The 23360-nt window shown below is 30.4% G+C and carries 21 protein-coding genes and 4 tRNA genes; 12 read left to right on the forward strand and 13 right to left on the reverse strand.

What is annotated here, in order from left to right; genetic code table 11:
- Positions 1-7 precede the first annotated feature (7 nt).
- The 3 genes from EAH69_RS02330 to putP all read right to left on the reverse strand — a co-directional run bounded on the left by EAH69_RS02330 (position 8) and on the right by putP (position 4216).
- On the reverse strand, positions 8-772 hold the full coding sequence (locus tag EAH69_RS02330) for a rhomboid family intramembrane serine protease (RefSeq protein ID WP_230466672.1): 765 nt from the start codon (positions 770-772) through the stop codon (positions 8-10).
- 2 nt (positions 773-774) lie between these two features.
- Positions 775-2601 (reverse strand): DNA mismatch repair endonuclease MutL, encoded by a 1827-nt coding sequence (gene mutL / locus EAH69_RS02335; protein ID WP_317124727.1) that lies wholly within the window; start codon positions 2599-2601, stop codon positions 775-777.
- Between the two features lie 115 nt (positions 2602-2716).
- On the reverse strand, positions 2717-4216 hold the full coding sequence (gene putP / locus EAH69_RS02340) for a sodium/proline symporter PutP (protein ID WP_121933582.1): 1500 nt from the start codon (positions 4214-4216) through the stop codon (positions 2717-2719).
- Between the two features lie 78 nt (positions 4217-4294).
- Between putP and EAH69_RS02345 the strand changes: the two genes are divergently transcribed.
- The 4 genes from EAH69_RS02345 (at position 4295) to EAH69_RS02360 (ending at position 8693) form a co-directional block, all read left to right on the forward strand.
- A complete protein-coding gene (locus EAH69_RS02345; RefSeq protein WP_121933583.1) occupies positions 4295-6298 on the forward strand; it encodes a thioredoxin domain-containing protein in 2004 nt (667 codons plus the stop codon).
- Positions 6299-6457: 159 nt separating this feature from the next.
- The gene (locus tag EAH69_RS02350; RefSeq protein WP_121933584.1) at positions 6458-7018 is read left to right on the forward strand and encodes a DNA-3-methyladenine glycosylase I; all 561 of its coding nucleotides are present in this window, start codon (positions 6458-6460) and stop codon (positions 7016-7018) included.
- 59 nt (positions 7019-7077) lie between these two features.
- The gene (locus EAH69_RS02355) at positions 7078-7968 is read left to right on the forward strand and encodes a DMT family transporter (RefSeq protein WP_121933585.1); all 891 of its coding nucleotides are present in this window, start codon (positions 7078-7080) and stop codon (positions 7966-7968) included.
- A gap of 143 nt (positions 7969-8111) precedes the next feature.
- Complete coding sequence (locus EAH69_RS02360; protein ID WP_147439069.1) at positions 8112-8693, forward strand: hypothetical protein; 582 nt, start codon at positions 8112-8114, stop codon at positions 8691-8693.
- A 73-nt stretch (positions 8694-8766) separates the two neighbouring features.
- Here EAH69_RS02360 and EAH69_RS02365 read toward each other — a convergent pair whose 3' ends face one another.
- The 3 genes from EAH69_RS02365 to EAH69_RS02375 are packed head-to-tail and all read right to left on the reverse strand — an operon-like array spanning position 8767 to position 10962.
- Positions 8767-9705 carry a hypothetical protein gene (locus EAH69_RS02365; protein WP_121933587.1) on the reverse strand — a complete coding sequence of 313 codons (939 nt, stop codon included), beginning with the start codon at positions 9703-9705 and terminating at the stop codon, positions 8767-8769.
- Position 9706: 1 nt separating this feature from the next.
- Positions 9707-10162: a GNAT family N-acetyltransferase gene (locus EAH69_RS02370; protein ID WP_121933588.1), complete on the reverse strand. Its 456-nt coding sequence runs from the start codon at positions 10160-10162 to the stop codon at positions 9707-9709.
- Complete coding sequence (locus tag EAH69_RS02375) at positions 10162-10962, reverse strand: SDR family NAD(P)-dependent oxidoreductase (RefSeq protein WP_121933589.1); 801 nt, start codon at positions 10960-10962, stop codon at positions 10162-10164. The genes EAH69_RS02370 and EAH69_RS02375 overlap by 1 nt, the downstream gene beginning before the upstream one ends.
- Before the next feature lie 109 nt (positions 10963-11071).
- Here EAH69_RS02375 and EAH69_RS02380 point away from each other — a divergent pair, with 109 nt between their 5' ends.
- The 5 genes from EAH69_RS02380 to EAH69_RS02400 all read left to right on the forward strand — a co-directional run bounded on the left by EAH69_RS02380 (position 11072) and on the right by EAH69_RS02400 (position 12529).
- Positions 11072-11977 carry a lysylphosphatidylglycerol synthase transmembrane domain-containing protein gene (locus EAH69_RS02380; RefSeq protein WP_121933590.1) on the forward strand — a complete coding sequence of 302 codons (906 nt, stop codon included), beginning with the start codon at positions 11072-11074 and terminating at the stop codon, positions 11975-11977.
- 125 nt (positions 11978-12102) lie between these two features.
- Positions 12103-12177, forward strand: a tRNA-Val gene (locus EAH69_RS02385).
- A gap of 42 nt (positions 12178-12219) precedes the next feature.
- Positions 12220-12294 (forward strand) — tRNA-Val (locus EAH69_RS02390).
- A gap of 43 nt (positions 12295-12337) precedes the next feature.
- A tRNA-Val gene (locus EAH69_RS02395) sits at positions 12338-12412 on the forward strand.
- Positions 12413-12454: 42 nt separating this feature from the next.
- Positions 12455-12529, forward strand: a tRNA-Val gene (locus EAH69_RS02400).
- A 74-nt stretch (positions 12530-12603) separates the two neighbouring features.
- Here the strand turns inward: EAH69_RS02400 and EAH69_RS02405 are convergent.
- From EAH69_RS02405 to ileS, 4 genes are all read right to left on the reverse strand, one after another.
- Entirely contained in the window at positions 12604-12963 is a 360-nt protein-coding gene (locus tag EAH69_RS02405; RefSeq protein ID WP_147439070.1) for a hypothetical protein, read from the reverse strand.
- A 67-nt stretch (positions 12964-13030) separates the two neighbouring features.
- On the reverse strand, positions 13031-13675 hold the full coding sequence (locus tag EAH69_RS02410) for a lipoprotein signal peptidase (protein WP_121933592.1): 645 nt from the start codon (positions 13673-13675) through the stop codon (positions 13031-13033).
- Positions 13676-13684: 9 nt separating this feature from the next.
- A complete protein-coding gene (locus tag EAH69_RS02415) occupies positions 13685-14068 on the reverse strand; it encodes a TraR/DksA family transcriptional regulator (protein WP_121933593.1) in 384 nt (127 codons plus the stop codon).
- 6 nt (positions 14069-14074) lie between these two features.
- Entirely contained in the window at positions 14075-17482 is a 3408-nt protein-coding gene (gene ileS / locus EAH69_RS02420; protein ID WP_121933594.1) for an isoleucine--tRNA ligase, read from the reverse strand.
- Between the two features lie 213 nt (positions 17483-17695).
- Between ileS and EAH69_RS02425 the strand changes: the two genes are divergently transcribed.
- From EAH69_RS02425 to EAH69_RS02435, 3 genes are read left to right on the forward strand one after another with little or no spacing between them, the layout of a single operon-like run.
- Complete coding sequence (locus EAH69_RS02425) at positions 17696-19315, forward strand: DUF4836 family protein (RefSeq protein WP_147439071.1); 1620 nt, start codon at positions 17696-17698, stop codon at positions 19313-19315.
- Positions 19302-19946, forward strand: coding sequence for an ATP-binding cassette domain-containing protein (locus EAH69_RS02430; protein WP_121933596.1), 645 nt, complete (start codon positions 19302-19304; stop codon positions 19944-19946). The genes EAH69_RS02425 and EAH69_RS02430 overlap by 14 nt, the downstream gene beginning before the upstream one ends.
- Entirely contained in the window at positions 19930-21138 is a 1209-nt protein-coding gene (locus EAH69_RS02435; protein ID WP_121933597.1) for an FtsX-like permease family protein, read from the forward strand. The genes EAH69_RS02430 and EAH69_RS02435 overlap by 17 nt, the downstream gene beginning before the upstream one ends.
- A 57-nt stretch (positions 21139-21195) precedes the next feature.
- Here the strand turns inward: EAH69_RS02435 and EAH69_RS02440 are convergent, their stop codons facing one another.
- The 3 genes from EAH69_RS02440 to EAH69_RS02450 form a co-directional block, all read right to left on the reverse strand.
- Complete coding sequence (locus EAH69_RS02440; protein WP_121933598.1) at positions 21196-21843, reverse strand: porin family protein; 648 nt, start codon at positions 21841-21843, stop codon at positions 21196-21198.
- 155 nt (positions 21844-21998) lie between these two features.
- A complete protein-coding gene (locus EAH69_RS02445) occupies positions 21999-22493 on the reverse strand; it encodes a hypothetical protein (RefSeq protein WP_121933599.1) in 495 nt (164 codons plus the stop codon).
- Between the two features lie 267 nt (positions 22494-22760).
- Positions 22761-23288 (reverse strand): hypothetical protein, encoded by a 528-nt coding sequence (locus tag EAH69_RS02450; RefSeq protein WP_121933600.1) that lies wholly within the window; start codon positions 23286-23288, stop codon positions 22761-22763.
- Between the last annotated feature and the right edge of the window lie 72 nt (positions 23289-23360).

The following is a 23360-nucleotide window of genomic DNA, read 5'->3' on the forward strand; positions in this document are numbered from 1 at the left end:
TACAGTCTTAATTTCTTCGGTATAAATTTTTCTTCCAATTTCGAATGAATAAGAAACCAATTAAAGCTCCACCTAAATGTGCAAAGTGAGCCACGTTATTCCAATCATAATTTTTTACTCCTAAGAACAATTCTATGAAAATTAATATCGGAATAAAATATTTCGCTTTAACTCCAACTGGAAAAAATATCAAGGCTAATTTTGCATCTGGATATAAAACTGCAAACGCTATCAATAAGCCATAAATTGCTCCAGATGCACCAACCATTGGTGTTGTATATTGCTGAGCTAATGCAATTGCATTTGCATTATTTGCTACCTGAGCTGTAGTTTGGTTTATCAATTCGCGATGAATATTTAATTTCGAGGCATTATATACTTCAGATAATGAAATTCCATCAGCTTCAACTAGTTTTTGTAATTGACTAATTTCAATGTAATTCACTAAATTGAATAAAAAGAAACCTCCAAAACCTGCAAAAAGATACAATTTGAAAAAGTTTTTTTGCCCTATTGTACTTTCAACCGTAGATCCAAATGACCAAAGCGCAAACATATTGAATAATATGTGTGAGATTTCTGGATAGCTTGCATGCATAAACATATGCGTAACGATTTGCCAGCTCTCAAAATTTGGTGAACCTGGATAAAACGCACCTAAAATCACAGATAAGTCTATTCCTTTCGATTGAAAAACAATCGACGCTAAAAAGAATAATCCATTAATTATCAATAAATTTTTGGTAATAGTAGGAATTGGTTGTCCGATCATAACTATTGTAATATTTTTTCAACCTCAGTTGTATTCATTTGCACAAAAATTGGTCGTCCATAAGGCGAATAATTTGGGTTAGGCAATCTAAATAATTCTTCAACTAAAGATGTTGCTTGTTCTTCTTTTAAAGTTGTTCCTTTCTTCACAGCTGCATTTTTTGCTAAGATTTTAGCAAATGACTGATCTAGTTCTAATGTTTCTTTGAAATCTAATTCGTCAATAAAATCCATAAAGATAGAAACAACGTCTTCTTGTTGCACATCAACCGGAATTGCGTTAATCTGAATTGCTTCTTCATCTAAAGAAATATCAAATCCAAAACTTAACAATTGGCTTTCTACATCAATTAATTTCTGACGATCATTAGGAGATAAATCCAATTCAATCGGAAAAAGCATTTGTTGTACTAATGCATTATCGCGTTTTGAGTGAATGAATTTTTCGAACAAAATCTTTTGATGTGCTCTATGCTGGTCTATAATTAATAATTCTCCACGATATTCAACAATCAAATATTTACTTTGCCACTGAATCACTTTAAAATGTTCAGTTTGTCCAACTTCAGACTCAAATAATTGATTCGTTTGTTCAAAATTTGATTCAAAAACTTGATGCGCATGATTATTTTCAATCTCCAACTCTACTGCATCATTATAAAAATCCATTGTCGATTTTATCGCAGACGGTTTTGGCGCTCTGTAATGATTATCATTAGAAAATGGATTAAAACTTTGATCTACAGAAATTTCAGGCATTTTAATATCTGCATCCTCTTTCGCTGATGGAATAAAAGCCCAGTTTGGATCTTGTTCAAAATCCAACGAAGGAATTACATTAAATTGACCTAATGCATGTTTTACAGCTGCTCTAATAATTGTATAAATTAAAGCTTCGTCCTCAAACTTAATTTCTGTTTTTGTTGGATGAATATTGATATCAATTCGCGCTGGATCTAACTCTAAATACATAAAGTAAGAAGGTTGATATCCCGCAGGTAGTAATTCTTCGAAAGCATCACATAATGCATTGTGTAGATATGGACTACGAATGAATCTATTATTGACAAAGAAAAATTGTTCACCTCTCGATTTTTTAGCGGCATCAGGTTTCCCTACATAACCTTTGATTTTTACAATCTCGGTATCTTCCTCTACAGAAATAATCTGAGAACCCAATTTTTTACCAAAAATCTGAACAATTCGTTGTTTTAAATTTCCTGCTTTTAAATGATAAATTTCTGAATCATTATGATGTAAATAGAAACTTACATTTTCATGAGCTAAAGCGATACGCTGAAATTCATCCTGAATATGTCTAAATTCAACTTGATTTGATTTTAAGAAATTTCTTCTAGCCGGAACATTATAAAATAAGTTCTTTACAGAAATAGAAGTCCCTGTAGCACACACAACAGGATCTTGATTGCGAACTTCTCCACCTTCAATGATCAATTGTGTTCCTAACTCATCAATTTCACGCTTTGTTTTTGTTTCAACCTGAGCAACAGCTGCGATTGAAGCTAAAGCTTCACCTCTAAAACCTTTGGTATGGATAGAAAATATATCTTCGGTAGTTTTAATTTTAGAAGTTGCATGACGTTCGTAAGCCATTCTTACGTCTGTCACACTCATTCCACCACCGTTATCTATAACTTGGATTAAACTTCTACCAGCGTCTTTACATATTAATTGAACTGTTGTAGCACCTGCATCAACTGCATTTTCAATTAACTCTTTCACGACAGAAGATGGGCGTTGAACCACTTCTCCTGCTGCAATTTGATTTGCTACGTGATCTGGCAGTAATTGAATAATATCATTCATCATTCTTCCTAAAGAAATATTTTTTCGATTCTTCTTTAAAATCTACTTTCTACAAATATACGAACAATTCTAATTTTTAAACTAAATCTACTTGCTCTTATAGGTTGTAAAAAATAAATTAACTGTTTTTTATTATTTCGTTTACTTGATCAAATTCTTTATCAATCTCTGTTTGATCTTGTTTAGTAACCAATGAAACTAAAATAATTGACACAAAAGAGCTGATAAATCCAGGAATCATTTCGTACCAATCTTTAAAAGAATGATCCATGTAAACCCATGATAAGACAACTGTAGCACCAACAATCATTCCAACTAATGCACCTTGCCAAGTTGTCTTGCGCCAAAGTAAAGAAAGTAAAATTATTGGTCCAAAAGCGGCTCCAAATCCTGCCCAAGCATTACCCACAAGATTTAAAATAGAATCTTTTGGTGTGATTGATAAAGCCAGAGAAATAACAGCTACAATTAATACAGAAACTCTACTTGCTATCAACAATTGTTTTGATGTTGCTTTTTTGTTTAAAAATGCTTTATAAATATCTTCAGTTAAAGAACTTGAAGTAACTAATAATTGAGATGAAATTGTACTCATTACCGCTGCTAAAATTGCAGACAATAAGAATCCTGAAATTAATGGATGAAACAAAACACGAGAAAAATAGATGAAAATTGTTTCTGCATCAGTTTTAGATGTATCAAATAATGACATCGTCGATTGATCCAATTTTAATAAATAAGCAATACCTACTAAACCTACTAATAAAGCACCACCAACAGTAAAAATCATCCAAGTAATCCCAATACGTCTTGCTTTAGTTAAATCAGAAACTTTGTCAATCGCCATGAAACGAACCAAAATATGAGGTTGGCCAAAATATCCTAATCCCCAAGCTAAAAGTGAAAAAATACCAACTGTTGTAGTTCCCGTAAACAAATCCAAATAATTAGGACCTTTAGAGTCGATTAATTGATAGGTTTCTCCTACTCCTCCAATTTCAAGAATAGTTACGATTGGTACAATTACTAAAGCTAAAACCATAATTGTTCCTTGTACAAAATCAGTTAGAGAAACCGCTAAAAAACCACCTAAAAAAGTATATAAAACCACTACAATACTTGTAACAAATAATCCTGTCATATAGTTCATTCCGAAAGCGGATTCAAATAATTTTCCTCCTGCAACCATCCCAGATGATGTATAAAGTGTAAAGAAAACTAAGATTAATACAGATGAAACAATTTTTAGTAAATGCGTTTTGTCTTTGAAACGATTCTCGAAAAAAACAGGTATTGTAATAGAATTCCCCGAAACTTCGGTGTAAACTCTTAATCTTGGTGCTACGATTATGTAATTCATAAAAGCACCAAAAGTTAATCCTATTGCAATCCAAGAAGCCGATAATCCTGTAAAATACATGGCACCTGGCAATCCCATTAACAACCATCCACTCATATCTGCTGCTCCCGCTGATAAGGCTGTAACAGCTGCTCCCATTTTTCTTCCACCGATTAAGAATTCTTCAGAATTTGATGTCGATTTTTTGTACGAATACAAACCAATTCCAATCATCAAAGCTAAATAAATTCCTATCGAGACAATTTCATAAATATCCATTTATAGCGTAATTTTTAACTAAGATAAAGTTTTTAAAGTTCTTTATTTGTCGGAAATTTAAATTTCTAATTTTTGAACATGAATTTTCAACAAAATAATCTTAAATCAGCGACAAGTCCTTATTTAAAACAGCACGAAAACAATCCCGTTTGGTGGCAATCTTGGAACGATGAAGTTTTAGCTTATTCTCAAGAAGTTAATAAACCTTTATTAATTTCAATTGGATATTCTGCTTGTCATTGGTGTCATGTCATGGAGCATCAATCTTTCGAAAATGAGGAAGTTGCGCAAGTAATGAATGATCATTTTGTTTGTATTAAAATTGATCGTGAAGAACGCCCTGATTTGGATGCGTTGTACATGAATGTTTCACAATTAATTCATCAATCAGGTGGTTGGCCTCTGAATGTTTTTGCCTTGCCTGACGGTAGACCTTTTTATGGCGGAACTTATTTCCCAAAGCATCAATGGACAGAATTATTGGATAATATTCAACAAATGTATCATCACAATTATTCAAAAACGTTAGAATATGTTCATTCTATTGCGGATGGATTGACGAAAATGGAAACAATTGATTTAAAATCTAATTCTATTTTTACAAAAACTAAAATTCAAGAAACCTTCGATTTCTGGAAACAACAATTTGATGATGAATGGGGCGGATTTAATCGTGCACCAAAGTTTATGTTGCCAAATGCATGGGAATCGATTCTTCGTTATGGTGTTCAAACCAAAGACGAAGATTTATTGATTCAGACAAAAATAACATTAGATCGAATGGCTTTTGGAGGAATTTACGATCAATTAAAAGGTGGATTTTCTCGTTATTCTGTTGATCCGTATTGGAAAGTTCCTCACTTCGAAAAAATGCTTTACGATAATGGACAACTTCTTTCGCTGTATGCCAATGCCTACAAAGTTTTTGGAGAAGCAGAATATAAAAATGTAATTGATGAAACCGTTTCTTGGTTAAAAGATGAAATGCTTTCGCCAGAAAATGCATTTTATGCAGCAATCGATGCCGATTCGGAAGGTGAAGAAGGTAAATATTATGTTTGGAATTCGAACGAATTAGAACAAATTTTAGAGGATGATTTTCCGATTTTCAAAAAATATTACAATGTTGATGGTTTTGGTGAATGGGAACATGGTAATAATATTTTGATGCGATTAACTGATGATGAAGATTTCTGTGATAAAAATTCAATTTCATTGGATGAATTACAACAAAAAGTAAAAGCTTGGAAATCGATTTTGAATCCGATTCGTGAAGCGAGAATTAAACCTCATCGTGATGAAAAGATTTTAACTTCATGGAATGCAATAACAGCAAAAGGTTTGTGTGATGCTTATCAAGCTACTCAAAATCAAGAATATTTAGAATTAGCAGAAAATGCGATTCAATTTATTCTAACTAAACAATGGAATGGTGAAACTTTATTCCGAAATTATAAAGATAATCAAACAACAATTCCAGGTTTCTTAGACGATTATGCTTTATTAATTGAAGCTTTACTCAAATTATTTAAAACAACATCTCATCAAAATTATTTAGATAAAGCGCAGGATATTACTGAACAAGTTTTTAATCAATTTTATAATCATAAAAATAAAATGTTTGCTTACAAATCTCATTACGATACGCCTTTGGTAAACGAAACTTTTGAAATTTATGACAATGTAATTTCATCTTCAAATTCGATAATGGCAAATAATTTATTCAAATTAGGAAAAATTTTAAGTCAAGAACATTATATAGAACAAGCCAAACAAATGTTGAATAATATCGAAGAAAAAATTCATAATTATCCAACTGGATTTGCGAATTGGATTCAGTTGTATTTGAATTTTAGTCACGATTTTAAAGAAATTGTCATTGTTGGTGATGAAGCGAATGATTTTTTAAAACAAATCAACTCCTATTATATTCCAAATGCGATATTCGTTGCTTCTGAAATTGAAAATCTTGAAATTACTCAAAATCGTTTGATTAAAGGAAAAACTGGAATTCATATTTGCGAGAATTATGCATGTCAAATGCCTGTTTATTCTGTTGAAGAAGCGTTGGAGGTGATTTAGATTTCACTATTGAAATTTTAAAACCGTCAGTTCGAATGAAAATCTTTGATTTTCGTATCGAGAACCTGAACAAAAATTAGTCTAACTTCTCGATACGATTTTCTTATTCTTCGAAACGAAAATCACTCGAAGTGACGAATTAATATTAATCTATAACTAATGGAAACACGTTGCGCTTGGGTGACAAAAGATCAAATCTATATTGATTATCATGATAAAGAATGGGGAAAACCAGTTTATGACGATAAAACGTTATTTGAATTTCTGATATTAGAAAGTTTTCAAGCAGGATTAAGTTGGTTAACAATTTTAAAAAAACGAGAAAATTTCAGAAATGCCTTTGATAATTTTGATGTAGAAAAAGTAGCTAAATACACTGAAAATAAAGTTGAGGAATTAGTAAAGAATGAAGGAATCATCCGACACCGAGGAAAAATAAATGCAGCGATTAACAACGCTAAATTATTTATTGAAATTCAAGAAGAATTTGGTTCATTTTCAACTTTTATGTGGAATTATGTCAATCATCAACCGATTATTAATCATCCAAAAACAATTAAAGAAGTTCCTGTTACAACTGAACTTTCTGATCTAATCGCAAAAGATTTGAAAAAACGAGGTTTTAAATTCTTTGGTTCAACGATTATTTACGCACATATGCAAGCAACCGGAATGGTAAATGATCATACCATGGATTGCTTTTGTTGTGCTAATAAATAGTTTAAATTACTATTTTATTATCACTTAAACTTTTGGATATTTGCCGAAAATTATACAACATGAAAATTGAATTAAAATACTGGATCATCCTAGGTGTTTTAGCCTTAACTTGGGGAAGTTCTTTTATCTTAATCAAACAAGGTTTAGTCGCTTATACACCCTATCAAGTTGGTGCTTTACGATTAACTATTGCGGGAGGAGTTTTAGCTATATGGGGAATTCCTAGTTTATTTAAAATTCCTAAAAAGAAATTACCATATGTTGCTTTAGCTGGACTTTGTGGAAATTTTGTACCAATGTTTTTATTTCCGATGGCACAAACACATGTAACAAGTTCTATGGCCGGAATTTTAGATTCTTTAGTTCCGCTATTTATCTTATTATTTGGTGCATTATTTTTTAACCAAAAAGGAACAAAAAATCAAATTATTGGAGCTTCTATCGGTTTTTTAGGAGCTATTTTATTAGTAGGAAGCGATGCGTTAAATGGCGATAATAGTTTATATCATTGCATGTTAATCGTACTTGCAACAGCCTTATACGGATTAAACAGTTTAATTTTAACAACTTATCTTAATGATGTTCCATCGTTCCAATTATCCTCATCATTATTCACAATTTGGTTATTACCTTCTGTAATTATTTTATTCTTTTCAGGATTTTTTGATGTATTCGAAGGGACGCAACAACAATGGCAAAGCCTTGGATTTGTAACCATTTTAGGATTAATGGGAACAGCATTAGCGATGATTTTATTCTACAAATTAATACAAGCAACAGGATCGATGTTTTCTTCGATGGTAACCTATTTAATGCCAATTATCTCTGTTTTTTGGGGAGTTGTTGTTGGAGAAAAAATCACAATGCTACATATCCTTGGATTCGTAATGATACTTTCTGGAGTTTATTTGACTCAAAAATCAGATAAAAAAGAAATTGAAACAACATAAAAAAAGCGTTCTTCGGTACGCTTTTTTCTTATCTATATATTTTAAAAATATTTGTTTCAAATTTATTAAATAAGAAATTATTATATTTAAATAAGAAAAATTATAGTTATTGATTTCTCGAACTATATAAAACTTTTAAACATATGAAATATTTTATTTCTTTATTCCTTCTACACATTTCATATTTGTGTTTTTCTCAAAACAAAAATATAATTATTCAAAATAATGTAAATAATAAAGTTTATTTGGTACGAGATAAAAAATCTACATTATACACAAAACTTTCAGATTTTTCTGAATTTGATGTAGTTTATGATAAAAATGATGTAACTAACGGTAGAAATACAAAATGGATAAAGGTAGAAAAATATCAAAATAAGTACGTTTTATACATTCCATGTGATTCCCAATACGAAAGAAAATTTATTATTGAAAACTTTCATCTAAAAATTAAAATGGGAGAAATCGAAAAATACAAGCATCTTAAACATGGAAATTTAGGTCAGAATGGATTTTACGGGGAATATGAAATGGATACTGTTTCTAAGAATAAATTTTCACTAAAAACTAAAGTTATTAATCAAGAACCGTTGGTTTATCAAGTTGAATTTTCTTTCAATAATAATACATTTAAAGAAAATTATATTAAGATTGATAACATTAGGGATTTTGATATTATATATAACCAATGTAGAAATAATAAAGTGGATGAATTTAAGTTTTAATCATCATTCAAATTATTAACATAAATAATATTACACAATAAAAAATGCCTTTTATTAGAAAGGCATTTTTATTTTATTTAATAAAAGGCTTCAAATCTTCGGCTAATTGCCTAGTAAATTCGTCCGCTCCTTTATTATTTAAATGGGTTGTATTGTAAAACCACTTTTGCTGATAACTGATTGAATCATCCGAATAATCTAACAATGGTAAATTATACTTTGATAAAGTTTTTTTATAACGATTTACAATTTCACCGCGATTCAACATATAATCTTGCCCTTTGTAAAATTCAGGTGCAATCGTAAAAATCAATTGAATATTTTCCTCTTTACATTTCTTGATCAACTCTTCCATCAATGGATAAACTTCATGATCAAATTCAGCATCTTTCGCTTTTAAAGTAGCCCAATTCACATTCCAAGCTCTATCGTAAGATTTAAACCCTTTTGTTCTGAAATCACCACTTTTATTCAACTTCTCTTTATCTGATTTCTTTATTTCGTCTTGCCAATATTTCTGATCTTCGTATCGATAAAACGGAATAACATAATTTTTCCAATCCGAATCTTCATATTCTTTTAAGTACGAATACAATTTATAATTCCATAACATAAACGGAACATATTGATTGGGTTGAAAAACTTCATCAATGTGAGAAAAAGAAAAAGTATCTAAATTCCAAACAATCGTTTTTGGATGTTGATTGTGATCTAAATATTTCAGAAAACGATAATATTGCATCTTGAATTTACTTCCATTCAAACCTAAATTATGCGTTTTCATTTGTAACGAATCTTCTAAAATTTGGGGATTGATATGAATCATCGCACGAGAAGAACCAAAAACAGCTAAATCTACATTTATTTCACCTTTGTTTACATGATCCCATTCCTGAACTTCGCCACTAAAAAGTGCTTTTTTCTTTAATGAATTTGAATAGATTAAATCGCCTATTCCGGCTAAAAAATAAATGGCTACCATAGCAGCCACAATATATTTGATGTATTTCATTTTACTTTCTCAACATTTCGATGTGTGGAATATCATCTTCTAAATATTCTTCAGAAACCTGTTCAAAACCGAAAGATTCATAAAAAGCTTTTAAATACAATTGAGCTGAAATTCGGATGGATGATGTAAACAATCTATTTTCTATGGTTTGAATTGAATATTCAATCAATTGTTTTCCTAATCCCATTCCACGAACTTTGTCACTTGACACTACTCGACCAATTGACGGCTCGTTATCGTAAGAAATTCCTTTCGGAACAATACGAGAATATGCAACAACTTCTTCACTAATTGTAGCCCAAAGATGTCCACATTTCAAATCTTTCCCATCAGCATCTTGGTAAATGCAATCTTGTTCAATCACAAAAACTTCGTTTCGTAATTGAATGATTTGATATAATTCTTTGGCTGTTAATTCAACAAACAATTTATAATGCCAAATTACTTTCCCCTCCATTAATCTAACTTTGAATATTTAGCAATAATATTTTCGAAAACCTTTTGTGGTAAAATACTCTTTAAAGTCACAGAGAATTTCTGCATTGTTTTACCAATATAATAATGTGGTTTTGTATTTTTTTGATTCATGATTCCTTCAATAATCGGAATTAAATCTTCAGTTGGAGTTCCTAATTGCACCTCGTGATCGATATCCGCAACCATTGCATCGTATTTCTTTTTGTAAAAATTAGATACAAATGTTTTTACTCGACCTTCTGCAATATTCGTTTTAATATCACCAAAGTTTAGCGTTGCAATTTCAACACCTGTATTACGATTTTCTAAACGTGCAGATTCTACCAAACGATCAATCATCGCTTTCGATGCAGAATAATACCCTCTAAAAGGCAAACCGTTGTTACTCGCTATCGAAGAAACATTTAATATATGACCAGACTTTTGCTCTCGCATAGCTGGCAATACTTCTTGCATTGTAAATAAAGTTCCGTAAACATTTACATTAAGCACCTTTTCGATATCCTCTTTCGAAGCATCCTCAACAGCACCTAACATTCCTACACCAGCATTATTTATCAAAACATCAATTCGGTTATTCGTTTCTGATAAAATTTGCTGAAAAGTTTGTTTTACATTCTCTTTATCTGAAACATCTGTCGGAATATGAGTAAACTTTTCCTGACCTTTCTTTGTACGAGATAATCCATATACAGTATGTCCTTTATCGTGAAAATAGTTGGCCAATGTTAATCCAACTCCAGACGAAGTTCCTGTAATAACAATAACTTTTGCTTGCATTTAAATCTAAAATTTTAAACAAAACTAAGGAATATCAAACAATTAATTGAATTGAAATATTTTTTAATAGGATTATTGAAGAAACTCTACATTTGTATTTGAATTTTGAATGAATAAAACATTGAATCAGAAAACTAAAAAATATATCGTTACTGGATTAAAACTTGCCATAAGTTTTATATTAATCTATTATGTATTTTTTGTCAAATTACACATTTTCGACATTTTAGCGAATTACAAAAATGCCAATTGGTTTTATATTTTAATTGCAGTTGTTCTTTATGTGATTTCGCAAGCATTATCCGTATTTCGATTAGATTACTATTTCCGTGACATCGATTTAGACCTATCCTATATATCCAATGTCCGCTTGTATTTTTTAGGAATGTTCTATAATACATTTGTTCCTGGCGGAATCGGCGGTGATGCATATAAAGTTTATGTATTGAATAAAAATTATAAAATCAGTTTAAAAGAAATTTCACAAGCAGTGTTTTTAGATAAAATCATTGGTTTATCAGCTATGCTTTTAATTATCATATTTTTAGTTTATTTATCTAACTTAACAGATTACCCAATTATTCAATACGGCGCATTAGGCAGTTCTTTAATTGGATTTATCGCTGTACCGATCATTCTTGGAATCATCTTCCCTAAACATAAGAAAACATTCTTCAATTCGATGATTTATTCTATCGTTTTACAATTGATCCAAGTCGGAATGTTATATTTTGTTTTAGAAGGATTAAATATTCAACCAGAAAATTTCAGCATTTATTTATTGATATTTTTAGTATCAGGAATTCTATCAATTATATCTTTTAGTGGATTCGGAATCCGAGAAGTTGTGTTTATGTATGCTGCTAATCGATTTAATTTTGACGAAACTTTAGCAACAAGTGCTGCTTTTATGTTCTCGGTTATTACAATTTCGATTGCTTTTATCGGAATAATTTACCTATTTAAGGGTGTGAAAATAGAAGAGAAGAAAAAAAGAATAAAAATTTCTGAATAATTTTTAAAAAATATTCTACTGAAATAAAATCAGTTAAGAAAAAAGCTTGAAATTTTATTGATTTTTTTCAATTCAAGTATTTGGATTATTCAAAAACAGCCCTATATTTGCAATCCAATTACGAAGGTCCCTTAGCTCAGTTGGTTCAGAGCACCTGCCTTACAAGCAGGGGGTCACTGGTTCGAATCCAGTAGGGACCACAAAAAGACAATTAGAAAGTCTTTTAAATAAAATTCTAAATTGGTCCCTTAGCTCAGTTGGTTCAGAGCACCTGCCTTACAAGCAGGGGGTCACTGGTTCGAATCCAGTAGGGACCACAAAAAGACAATAGAAAGTCTTTCAAATAAAATTCTAAAACAAGGTCCCTTAGCTCAGTTGGTTCAGAGCACCTGCCTTACAAGCAGGGGGTCACTGGTTCGAATCCAGTAGGGACCACAAAAAGACATTAGTAAGTCTTTTAAATAAAATTCTAAATTAGGTCCCTTAGCTCAGTTGGTTCAGAGCACCTGCCTTACAAGCAGGGGGTCACTGGTTCGAATCCAGTAGGGACCACAGCATAAAAATCCTTTCAAGTAACTTGAAAGGATTTTTTTATACACTTTTACTTAGTATTCGTTTTGTTTAAATTATTTTTCAAATTTATTAAACATAAAAATAAATTTATCATTCTCATTAATTAAGATAAGCGAATCTGAATATGCTTTTTTTATTACAATATCGCCTTCTTTAGCTATATGATCAAAAATATTTCCTTTGTTTAATTTTTCATCAGAATAAGGTGAAAAAACAAAATTTCTATTATTTACTAATGTTATTCTAGTACCATTTGTACCTGCGGTTATTGATTTTAGTTTTGAATATATAGAGGTTGAATAAAATAATTCAAATTCCTTTTTACCTGCTTGTCTATTTCTAATTTGTATCCAAATAATCAATGGACAAATAATTAGTAAAGCAAAAAATATTATTTTAAATCTATTTTTCATTCTCATATTTTCTATCCTAAATATAACAAAAAAATCCCTCACAATTACTTGCAAGGGATTTAATATTTTAAAACTTCATTTTCTCACCAGAATCGGTAATAAAAGCTTTGTTTCTAAAAATAAAGAGTGCAAAACCTCCGATTGAAATTGCGGTATCTGCAATATTAAAAACAGGCTGAAAGAACTTGTAGTGCTTTCCTCCAATGAATGGAATCCAACTTGGCCAATCAAATTCAACCAAAGGGAAATAAAGCATATCTACGACGCAACCAGTTAACCAACCTGAATAGCCAGAAAAATTCATTTCTGCTAATCCTGGATATCCAACCCATCCGCCGAACATATTATCCCATGTAGTTCCTTTATCGAACATTACACCATAAAAAACGCAATCTACTACGTTTCCTATTGCTCCTGCTAAAACTAATGCTGCAGGAACTAGAAAATAATTATTCGAAATTTTCTTCGCCCAATCTTTAATTAGATAAATAATAAATCCAATTAAAATTACGCGTAAAACGGTTAAAACAATTTTTCCTGTAACACCACCAAACTCCATTCCGTATGCCATTCCTGGATTTTCTACGAAGGCGATTTTGAACCAGCTAAACACTTCCACATCCTCGCCTAAGTAAAAATTAGTTTTGACATATATTTTTGATATTTGATCTATAATTAAGACCAATAAAGTAATCAAAAAGACTTTCTTCAAAATATTATTTTAACGTTGTAAATTCTTCGCTTCGATACTTAAAGTTGCGTGAGGAACTAATTTTAAACGTTCAGGATTAATTAATTTACCTGTTACGCGACAAATTCCGTACGTTTTGTTCTCGATTCGAATTAATGCATTTTTTAAATCTCTGATAAATTTTTCTTGACGAGAAGCTAATTGAGCATTTTGCTCTTTGCTCATAGTTTCAGACCCTTCTTCAAAAGCTTTGAATGTTGGAGATGTATCATCTGTTCCATTTGAACTATCGTTCATATAAGCTTCTTTTAAAAGTTCATAATCACGAATAGCTTGATCTAATTTCTCTTGAATTAAAACTCTAAATTCTTCTAACTCTTTATCAGAATATCTCACTCTTTCGTCTGTAGTCATATGCGTTTACTTTTTTAGTACCGCAATAACTGTATCTATACCATTAATTTCAACTGCTTGTCCATTTTCTACAGTTTCTACTATTTCTAGCTCTTCTGTTAATGTTTCTGAACAGATGTAATCTTTGTTACCTTCAACAGCTTTTACGATAGGTTCATCATTTTTTAATAATAGTTTTATTTTATCGGTTACTTCAAGTCCAGTTTCTTTACGTAAGTTTTGTACACGATTTACAATTTCACGCGCGATACCTTCATTGATTAATTCTTCAGATAATTGTAAATCTAATGCTACCGTTAATGTAGCGTTTGATGCAACTGTCCATCCTGGAATATCTTTAGTAGAAATTTCAAAATCTTCTACTTCTAAAGTATAAGTTTTATTGTCGATTACCAAATCAATTTTCCCTTCAGTCTCTAATTTAACAATTTCATCATTTGATAATTGCGCAGTAGCTGAAGAAATAGCTTTCATATCTTTACCGAACTTAGGTCCTAATGTTTTAAAGTTTGGTTTAATAGATTTAACTAATAAACTTGATGCTTCTTCGTTCGTTAATAATTGAATCTCCTTAACGTTAACCTCTTGTTTTAATAATTCTGTAATTGATTCTAATTTTTGCTTCATCGAATCGTTTAATACAGGAATAATTACTTTTTGTAACGGCTGACGTACTTTGTTATCGCTTAATTTACGTAAAGATAAAATCATACTTGTCGCTGTTTGCGCTAAGTGAGTTTGCTCTTCTAAACCTGCTTTAATTAACGATTCATCCACAGTTGGGAATAATGCTAAGTGTACAGATTCTGCAGCATTTTTACCAGTTGCAGCATTTAAATCTTTGTATAAACGATCCATAAAGAATGGAGCAATTGGCGATCCTAAAATTGAAACAGTTTCTAATACTGTGTACAATGTTTGGTAAGCAGAGATCTTGTCTTTAGAGTACTCTCCTCTCCAGAAACGTCTTCTTGATAAACGAATGTGCCAGTTTGATAAATTATCAATCACAAATTCTTGAATCGCACGAGCCGCTTTAGTTGGTTCGTATTCTGCTAAATAAGCATCAACTTTCTTTGTTAATGTATTTAATTCAGATAAAATCCACTGATCTAATTCAGCACGCTCTTCAACTGGAATTTCTTCTTCAGCGTAAGTAAATCCATCAACATTTGCATATAAAGCAAAGAATGAATAGGTATTGTATAATGTACCGAATAATTTACGACGAACCTCATCAACACCAGCTAAATCGAATTTTAAGTTTTCCCATGGTTGAGCATTTGCAATCATGTACCAACGTGTAGCATCTGGTCCATAAGTTGCTAATGTTTCGAATGGATCTACTGCATTTCCTAAACGTTTAGACATTTTTTGTCCGTTTTTATCTAATACTAAACCATTAGAAACAACGTTTTTGTATGCTTTAGAATCGAAAACTAATGTTCCAATTGCATGTAAAGTATAGAACCAACCACGTGTTTGATCTACTCCTTCAGCAATAAAATCTGCTGGATACATTGTTCCGTTATCGATTAATTCTTTATTCTCGAATGGATAGTGAACTTGCGCATAAGGCATTGCACCAGAATCGAACCAAACGTCAATTAAGTCAGCCTCACGTTTCATTGGTTTTCCTGAAGCAGCAACTAAAACAACCTCATCTACTACATTTTTATGTAAGTCGATTAAGTCGTAATTTTCATCAGACATATCTCCAATTTTGAAACCTTCGAATGGATTAGATGTCATGAAACCAGCTGCGATAGATTTTTCAATTTCAGCAACTAATTCTTCAACAGATCCAACTACAGTAACTTCGTCACCTTCCTCAGTTCTCCAAATTGGTAATGGAATTCCCCAGTAACGAGAACGAGATAAATTCCAATCATTTGCATTTTCTAACCAATTCCCGAAACGACCTTCACCTGTAGCTTTAGGTTTCCAGTTGATTTCTTTGTTTAATTCAACCATACGATCTTTAACATCAGTAACTTTGATGAACCAAGAATCTAATGGGTAATATAAAATTGGCTTATCAGTACGCCAACAGTGTGGGTAACTGTGTTTATATTTCTCTACTTTGAAAGCTTGATTACGCTCTTTTAATAAAATTGCGATTTCAACATCAACCGATCTTTCTGGCTCTTGACCTTCATCATAGTATTCGTTTTTCACGTATTTTCCTCCGAAACCTTCACCTAAAGTTTCAACAAAACGACCTTGTAGGTCTACTAATGGAACAGCGTTACCGTTCTCATCTAAAACTAACATTGCTGGAACACCTGCATCTTTAGCAACTTTCGCATCATCCGCACCAAAAGTTGGAGCTGTGTGTACGATACCAGTACCGTCTTCTGTAGTAACGAAATCTCCAGGGATTACTTGGAATGCTTTTTCTGCATCTTCGTAAGGTAAAGCCCAAGGTAATAATTGCTCGTATTGCGCTCCTACTAAATCAGCACCTTTGTACTCAGCTAAAATACGGTAAGGAATTGTTTTGTTTCCTGCAGCGTAAACTGTGAAATCTTCTTCAGTTTCAGCTAAGAAGTATGGTTTACTAAATTGTTTACCAACTAATGGTTTTCCTAAGATAACTTTCATTGGCTCGAAAGTATATTGGTTGAAAGTTTCAACTAATACATAATCGATTTTTGGTCCAACTGTTAAAGCAGTATTTGATGGTAAAGTCCATGGTGTAGTTGTCCAAGCTAAGAAGTAAACATCTCCATCAATAGCTTTTAATAAATCTGAAGTTTCTTTCTTCGCTTTGAACTGAGCTACAATTGTGGTATCTGTAACATCTTTGTATGTACCAGGTTGGTTTAATTCGTGAGAAGATAAACCTGTACCTGCTTTTGGAGAATATGGTTGGATTGTGTATCCTTTATATAACAAATCTTTGTTATAAATTTGTTGTAATAACCACCAAACCGACTCCATATATTTTGGCTTGTATGTGATGTATGGGTCGTTCATATCAACCCAATATCCCATTTTTTCAGTTAAATCGTTCCACAAATCTGTGTAACGCATCACTGTATTTTTACAAGCTTCGTTATATTCAGTAATCGAAATTTTAGATCCGATATCTTCTTTTGTAATTCCTAATTCTTTCTCAGTACCTAATTCTACAGGTAATCCGTGCGTATCCCAACCCGCTTTACGGAAAACTTGTTTCCCTTTTAACGTTTGGTAACGACAAAATATATCTTTGATAGAACGTGCTAATACGTGGTGAATTCCTGGCTTTCCGTTTGCAGAAGGTGGCCCTTCGTAAAAAACGTATGAATCATTTCCTTCACGAGACGTAATACTTTTCTCAAAAACATTATTTTCTTTCCAATCTTGTAAAGTATCATTTGCGACTTGTACTAAGTCTAAGTGCTTATATTCTTTGAATTTATTTGCCATGAATTCTGAGTTTATTTCTTTCTAAATCAAGGTTTGCGAATATAAGGAAAAATGCGCAATTATGATAAATTTTGAAGTTTTTATATTGTTTTCAGCCTGTGAATTCTAAATTTAAAAATATTTCAATCATTTACTCTAAAATCTTTAATTTTTAGAGAAATATTTTAGCAATTTTGTATAAACTATTAAAAATTCATTTTATCTATTGTGAATATGAAAAAAATACTGAATTTCATTTTATTAGCTCTTATAATGTTCCAGCTTTTGAGCTGTAGTAACAATAAAGATTATGTAGAAATGATTCCAGCGGACATTGATTTTGTAATACAAATCAACCCAAAATCTATTGCTAAAAAAGGAAACTTTGAAAATATTGAACAATACAATCTTGCAAAGTTAGCATTAACAGAAATTAATAATGCAGATCCAGCTTTGAAGGAAATGATTTCTTTAATTAAAAAATCTCCTACAGATGCTGGCGTAGATATTATTTCGCCGATTTACATCTTTGGTAAGAAACTTAACAATAAATTAATTGTTACTCTTGCTATGAATATGAATGATAAAAGTGAGTTTGAAGCACAATTAAAAACCATTTATAAATCGGTTTATAAGCAAGATATTTCTTTTGTTGACGAAAATAATTACACTTTTATTAAAGGCAATAAAAAACCATATTTAGCTTGGAATAAGAAGCAATTTATGTTTATCGCTGGCGAATATGGAACTCCGACATCCGATCTAAATTCTTTTTTTGAAGATTTAATTAAAAATGAAAATTCGTTAATTGATAATATTAGTTTTGCTGATTTTTTAAAAAACACACAAGATGTTAATATTTGGTACACAGGAAATTTTACAAAGTATTTTTCTAACAAAACAAATCCATCAGAAAACAATTTAGACTTTTCTAAAAGTGCTTGGGCTACTTACCTTTCATTCAACGATGATAATATTAGTTTTACTCAAAAATTTCATCCAGATCCAGCTACAAAAATAGAATTAGAGAAACGCCCAATGTGGAAATCAAAAATCAACACAGATTTTTACAAATATTTTCCTGAAAGAAGTTATGCTAATATTTCTATTGGTGCTTATCCTGCAAATACGAGATATATTCTTAATAATAAAAATATAATTTCAGATTTTTTAAATGAATATACTATCGACTACACAATACTAGAAAATAGTTTTGAAGGCGAAGCTTTATTTAGTATATATGATTTTGAAAGCGCTAAATCTTTTAGTGTAAATGATTATTTTGGTAAAAAAGAAACTTTTGAAAAGACTATTATTATTCCACAATTTATTTTAGCTGGAAGAATGAAAAACAAAGACTTTTACAATCATTTTATTTCAAACTTCGGAAAAGGAATAGTTAGTCATGGAAATTATCATTCGTTAAAAATCAACACGAATCAATCTATATATTTCTCTTTTAACAACAACATTATGTTTGTGACAAATAATCAAATCCAAGTAAATAATTTCGCTTTGAATCGTGTAAGTAAAAATAATTTTATACAATCGCCCTTCTCCTCAGGTGCTAAAAATTCGATGTTTGCGAATGTTAATTTAAACTTGGAAGATTATCCGAATGATGTGAAGAATTATTTTATTAAAAACTCACCGATTCCAATTACAAATGAAATGGAAAAATTTATTAGTCAATTTTCTAAAATAGAATTTAAAGTAACGGACGAATACACTAAAACTGGAAATTTACAACTTAAGAAAAGTGATGTAAATTCTTTGGAGACAATATTATTATTCTTAGATCAAACCTATTCAGTTTATTCAAATCCAGGTATTTTATCAAATGGAAGTAATTAAAATTAAAAATATTATCCCTCATCCTTTAAAAGATTTTGGATTTGATGAATCTGAAGTTTGGAACAATGAAATTGAGTTCGAAAAAGGAAACTATTATCAAATTGTCGCTCATTCAGGAGTTGGAAAATCAACATTAATTAATATCATTTACGGAGATAGAAAGGATTATGACGGAAATGTATTATTTAATACTAAAGATATCTCAAAACTAAAATCGAATGATTGGAACGAAATAAGAAAAACAAAATTATCTTATGTATTCCAAGGTTTACATTTATTTGAAGAATTAACGCTTTTAGAGAATATCCAACTGAAAAATGGATTAACCAATCACGCAACAGAAAATGAGATTAAAAATTGGATTGAAGCTGTTGGTTTATCAAAACATTTAAACCAAAAAGCTGTTCATCTTTCTTATGGGCAACGACAACGAATTGCTGTGATACGTGCTTTTTGTCAACCATTTGACTTTATACTTTTAGACGAACCTTTTAGTCATTTAGATGATATCAATCAATCGCTTTTAATGGATTTAATTGAAATTGAAGCAAAGAAAAATAAAGCAGGAATAATCCTAACAAGTTTACAACAAATAGAAGATCAACGATTAAATCATGTCATTAAGCTCTAATCAACTTTTACAAAAAATCGTTCGAAAAGAAATCAGTTTTACTCGAATGATTACCTTTTTTATCTTTACAATTATTGGTTTTTACATTCTAATTTTAGCGAATGTTTTATACTTCGATTTTGCTAAAAACTTTACAAAAGATAGTAGTATTTGGAAATCGAATTATATCGTTTTAAATAAAAAAATATCAACATTAGGAACATTAACAGGTAGCAAACCTACTTTTGATTCTGATGAGATTGAATATCTAAAAACTCAAACATTTGTTGAAGAAATTGGTACTTTTAAATCGAGTTTATTTCCTGTAAAATTACAAGTTGGTGGTGTTGCTGGAATTAGAGGTTTTTCGACAGATTTATTTTTTGAATCTGTTCCTGAACAATTTATTGATGTTGATAACGAACAATGGAAGTGGAATGAAGGTGATGAATTTATCCCAATAATAATTCCTAAAAGTTATTTGAATTTATACAATTTCGGATTTGCTTCGAGCCAAGGATTACCACAAGTATCAGAAAGTTTATTTACAAAAATCCCGTTTCAGTTGGTAATTGGTAAAGGTGAAAATCAGAAAGTTTACCAAGCAAGAATTGTTGATTTTACTACAAAAATTAACACGATTTTAGTTCCTGAAAATTATTTAGATTGGGCGAATAAGAATTTTGCTCCAAATCAACTTTCAGAACCATCAAGAGTTATTGTACAAACATCAAACGATGGTGAAGAAAACTACTCAGCTTTTTTTGAAGAGCAGAACTACGACATCAACAAAGATGAATTAAAAAATAACGAATTAACATCTTATCTTAAATTAGCTTTCAGTTTAGTTTTATTAATTGGTGGAATTATTGTTTTTGCAGCAATTTGGTTGATGATAATTAATTTTCAGTTATTAATTGAAAAGAACAAACATAAAATTAAAGATTTATCTCTGATTGGATTTTCTAAAAATCAATTGAGTAAACCATATCTGAAAATGATGACATTTTTTATCTTCTTAGGTTTTATCTTTAGTTTACCACTTGTTTATTATACGGTTAACTATATTAAATCAAAAATAGGAAATTTTATAGTGATTGAAAATTCATCATTTATAGAAGTTATTATAGGAAGTATAGTTGTATTATTAATAATAATAATTGTTAATTCAACAATATTAAATAGAACAATCAACAGAATTATCTCTCAATAAAAAAAGGCACTCCAAGAGTGCCTTTACTTTTATGTTATAAAAATTAATCCTAATTGATTAGAATGAATATCCAACTCCGAATGTAAACCCATGGTTCTTCGCATCGAAATTAGCGTTACTTTTAAATGTATCTTGTAATCCTAAATAGTATCTAGCACCTACATTTACATTATCTGTAATATTATATCCAATACCACCAACAACTCCAAAATCTACTTTTTCTACATTATCAGAGATATCAGTTTTAGTTTCAGAAATAATATTTTCTCCTGCTATATTAGTATCAAATTTAGCTTTATTAGAAGCATAAATATTAAAACCTACTTGAGGTCCAACCTCGAAATTAAATCGAGATTCACCTGGGTAAATTTTTAATAATACAGGAACTTGAATATAATCTAATGTTGTTGAATTTGAATATGTTTGAGTGATATTTTGAGAATTAATCATCTCATTTTTATACTTCGCTCCAACTCTTGCATAATTTACCTCTGGCTGAATAGCTAACGTTTGATTAATTGGAATGTGGTAGTACAAACCTGCAGACCATCCTAATTTAAAATCATCATCATTTACATCGTCTCCTAAGAAAGACGTAACATTTGCACTTGTTTTAATACCTAATTGAGGTGTCTCTGTTTTCTCTTGAGCATTAACTCCTACCATACCAACTAACCCTGCTGCTACAAAAAATAACTTTTTCATTTTGTTTGATTTTTGAATTTAGATTCGTGGTATAATTTTCAATTGCTGTGCCAAAAAATGTTAAACATAATAAAAAGAAATTCAAAAAATTGATTTACAAATAAATAAAAAGTTGGTTATAATTAATTATAACCAACTTTTTATTATTATTTATTTTAAAAATTATAAGCTAGTCCTGCTCCAATTGAAGCAACTTGACCTATAGAATATCGAACTCCTTTATAATGTAAATAGAAATTGAAATCATCAGAATAATGATAACCTACTTTTGGAGTAAAATAATGCGAACCTGAACCATTTTTAGTTTGATTAAATGCATAACCTAAATCAGCAGCAATGTAAAATTTTTTATAAACATCTAATTCAGCTGAAGCACCTACAAATAAATATTGAAACCCTCTATCCTGAGGTATATGAGATGCTTTATTTAATACAGTATGATCATAACCTATGGAACCACCCACTCTAAAAAAATTCTCTATTTTGCCTAAATAACCAACTGAAACTCCATAATTAAAATTAGAATCATTTGAAAGTAATCCTACCGGAACACCTAAATACCCATTTACCTGAATTCCAATCTTTTCTCTTTTCTGACCAAAAGAACATGTTGAATATATTAATAATAAAATTAATCCTATTTTTTTCATAACCTAACCTATAAACCGAGTCAAAAATATTTTTTAAAAAACATTTGATTGACAGATCTTTAATAGATAATTATATGAACCATATATTAAATAAATTATACATTTTATTAATTAGATATTTACTCAATTAATAAACGTTTAAATGTGTATTATAAAACATAATCAATAAATTATAATAGAATACCTTATCCGACATTTAAATACTTATATAAAAAAAATAAGACTATCCTTTCGGATAGTCTTATCATTATTTTAATGAATTTCTAATTAGAATTTGTAAGCAAAACCTACAGAAACTGCATTGAATTTGTAATCTACGTAATCATTATTTTCTGGACCTGCACTAATACCTTTATAACCTGCATATAAATCCCAAGTTGCTGCAGAGTAACCAATTTTTGGTTGGTAAAATAAACCACCTTCAACTCCGTCAGTTGTAGCAAATGCATATCCTAAATCAGCTCCAATAAATAAGTTGTTGTTAAACTCATATTTAGCAGTTGCAGCTAATGGAATAAAACCATAATCTTCACCTTTGTTAGTAAAACGCTGTCCTGCAATTACATAATCATAATCTTTACCGATAAAGTGATCGTAACCAACTTTAGCTCCTAACTTGAAGTTATCTGCTACTGGGTGTAAGTACGCTAAATCAACACCAATATTGAAAGAAGAAACATCTGATGTATCACCAACTGGAATACCTACGTGTACTGTTCCCTCAACACCTGTTTGAGCATTTACTCCTACTAAACCAACTGCTGCGAAAGCAGCTGCAAAAAATAACTTTTTCATGTTTTCTATAATTTATTTTTTCAAATCTATTTTAAAGTAATCTATCATTTTGATTACACTATATACTTTTTC

The organism is Faecalibacter macacae (assembly GCF_003687725.1).
GTDB lineage: Bacteria > Bacteroidota > Bacteroidia > Flavobacteriales > Weeksellaceae > Empedobacter > Empedobacter macacae.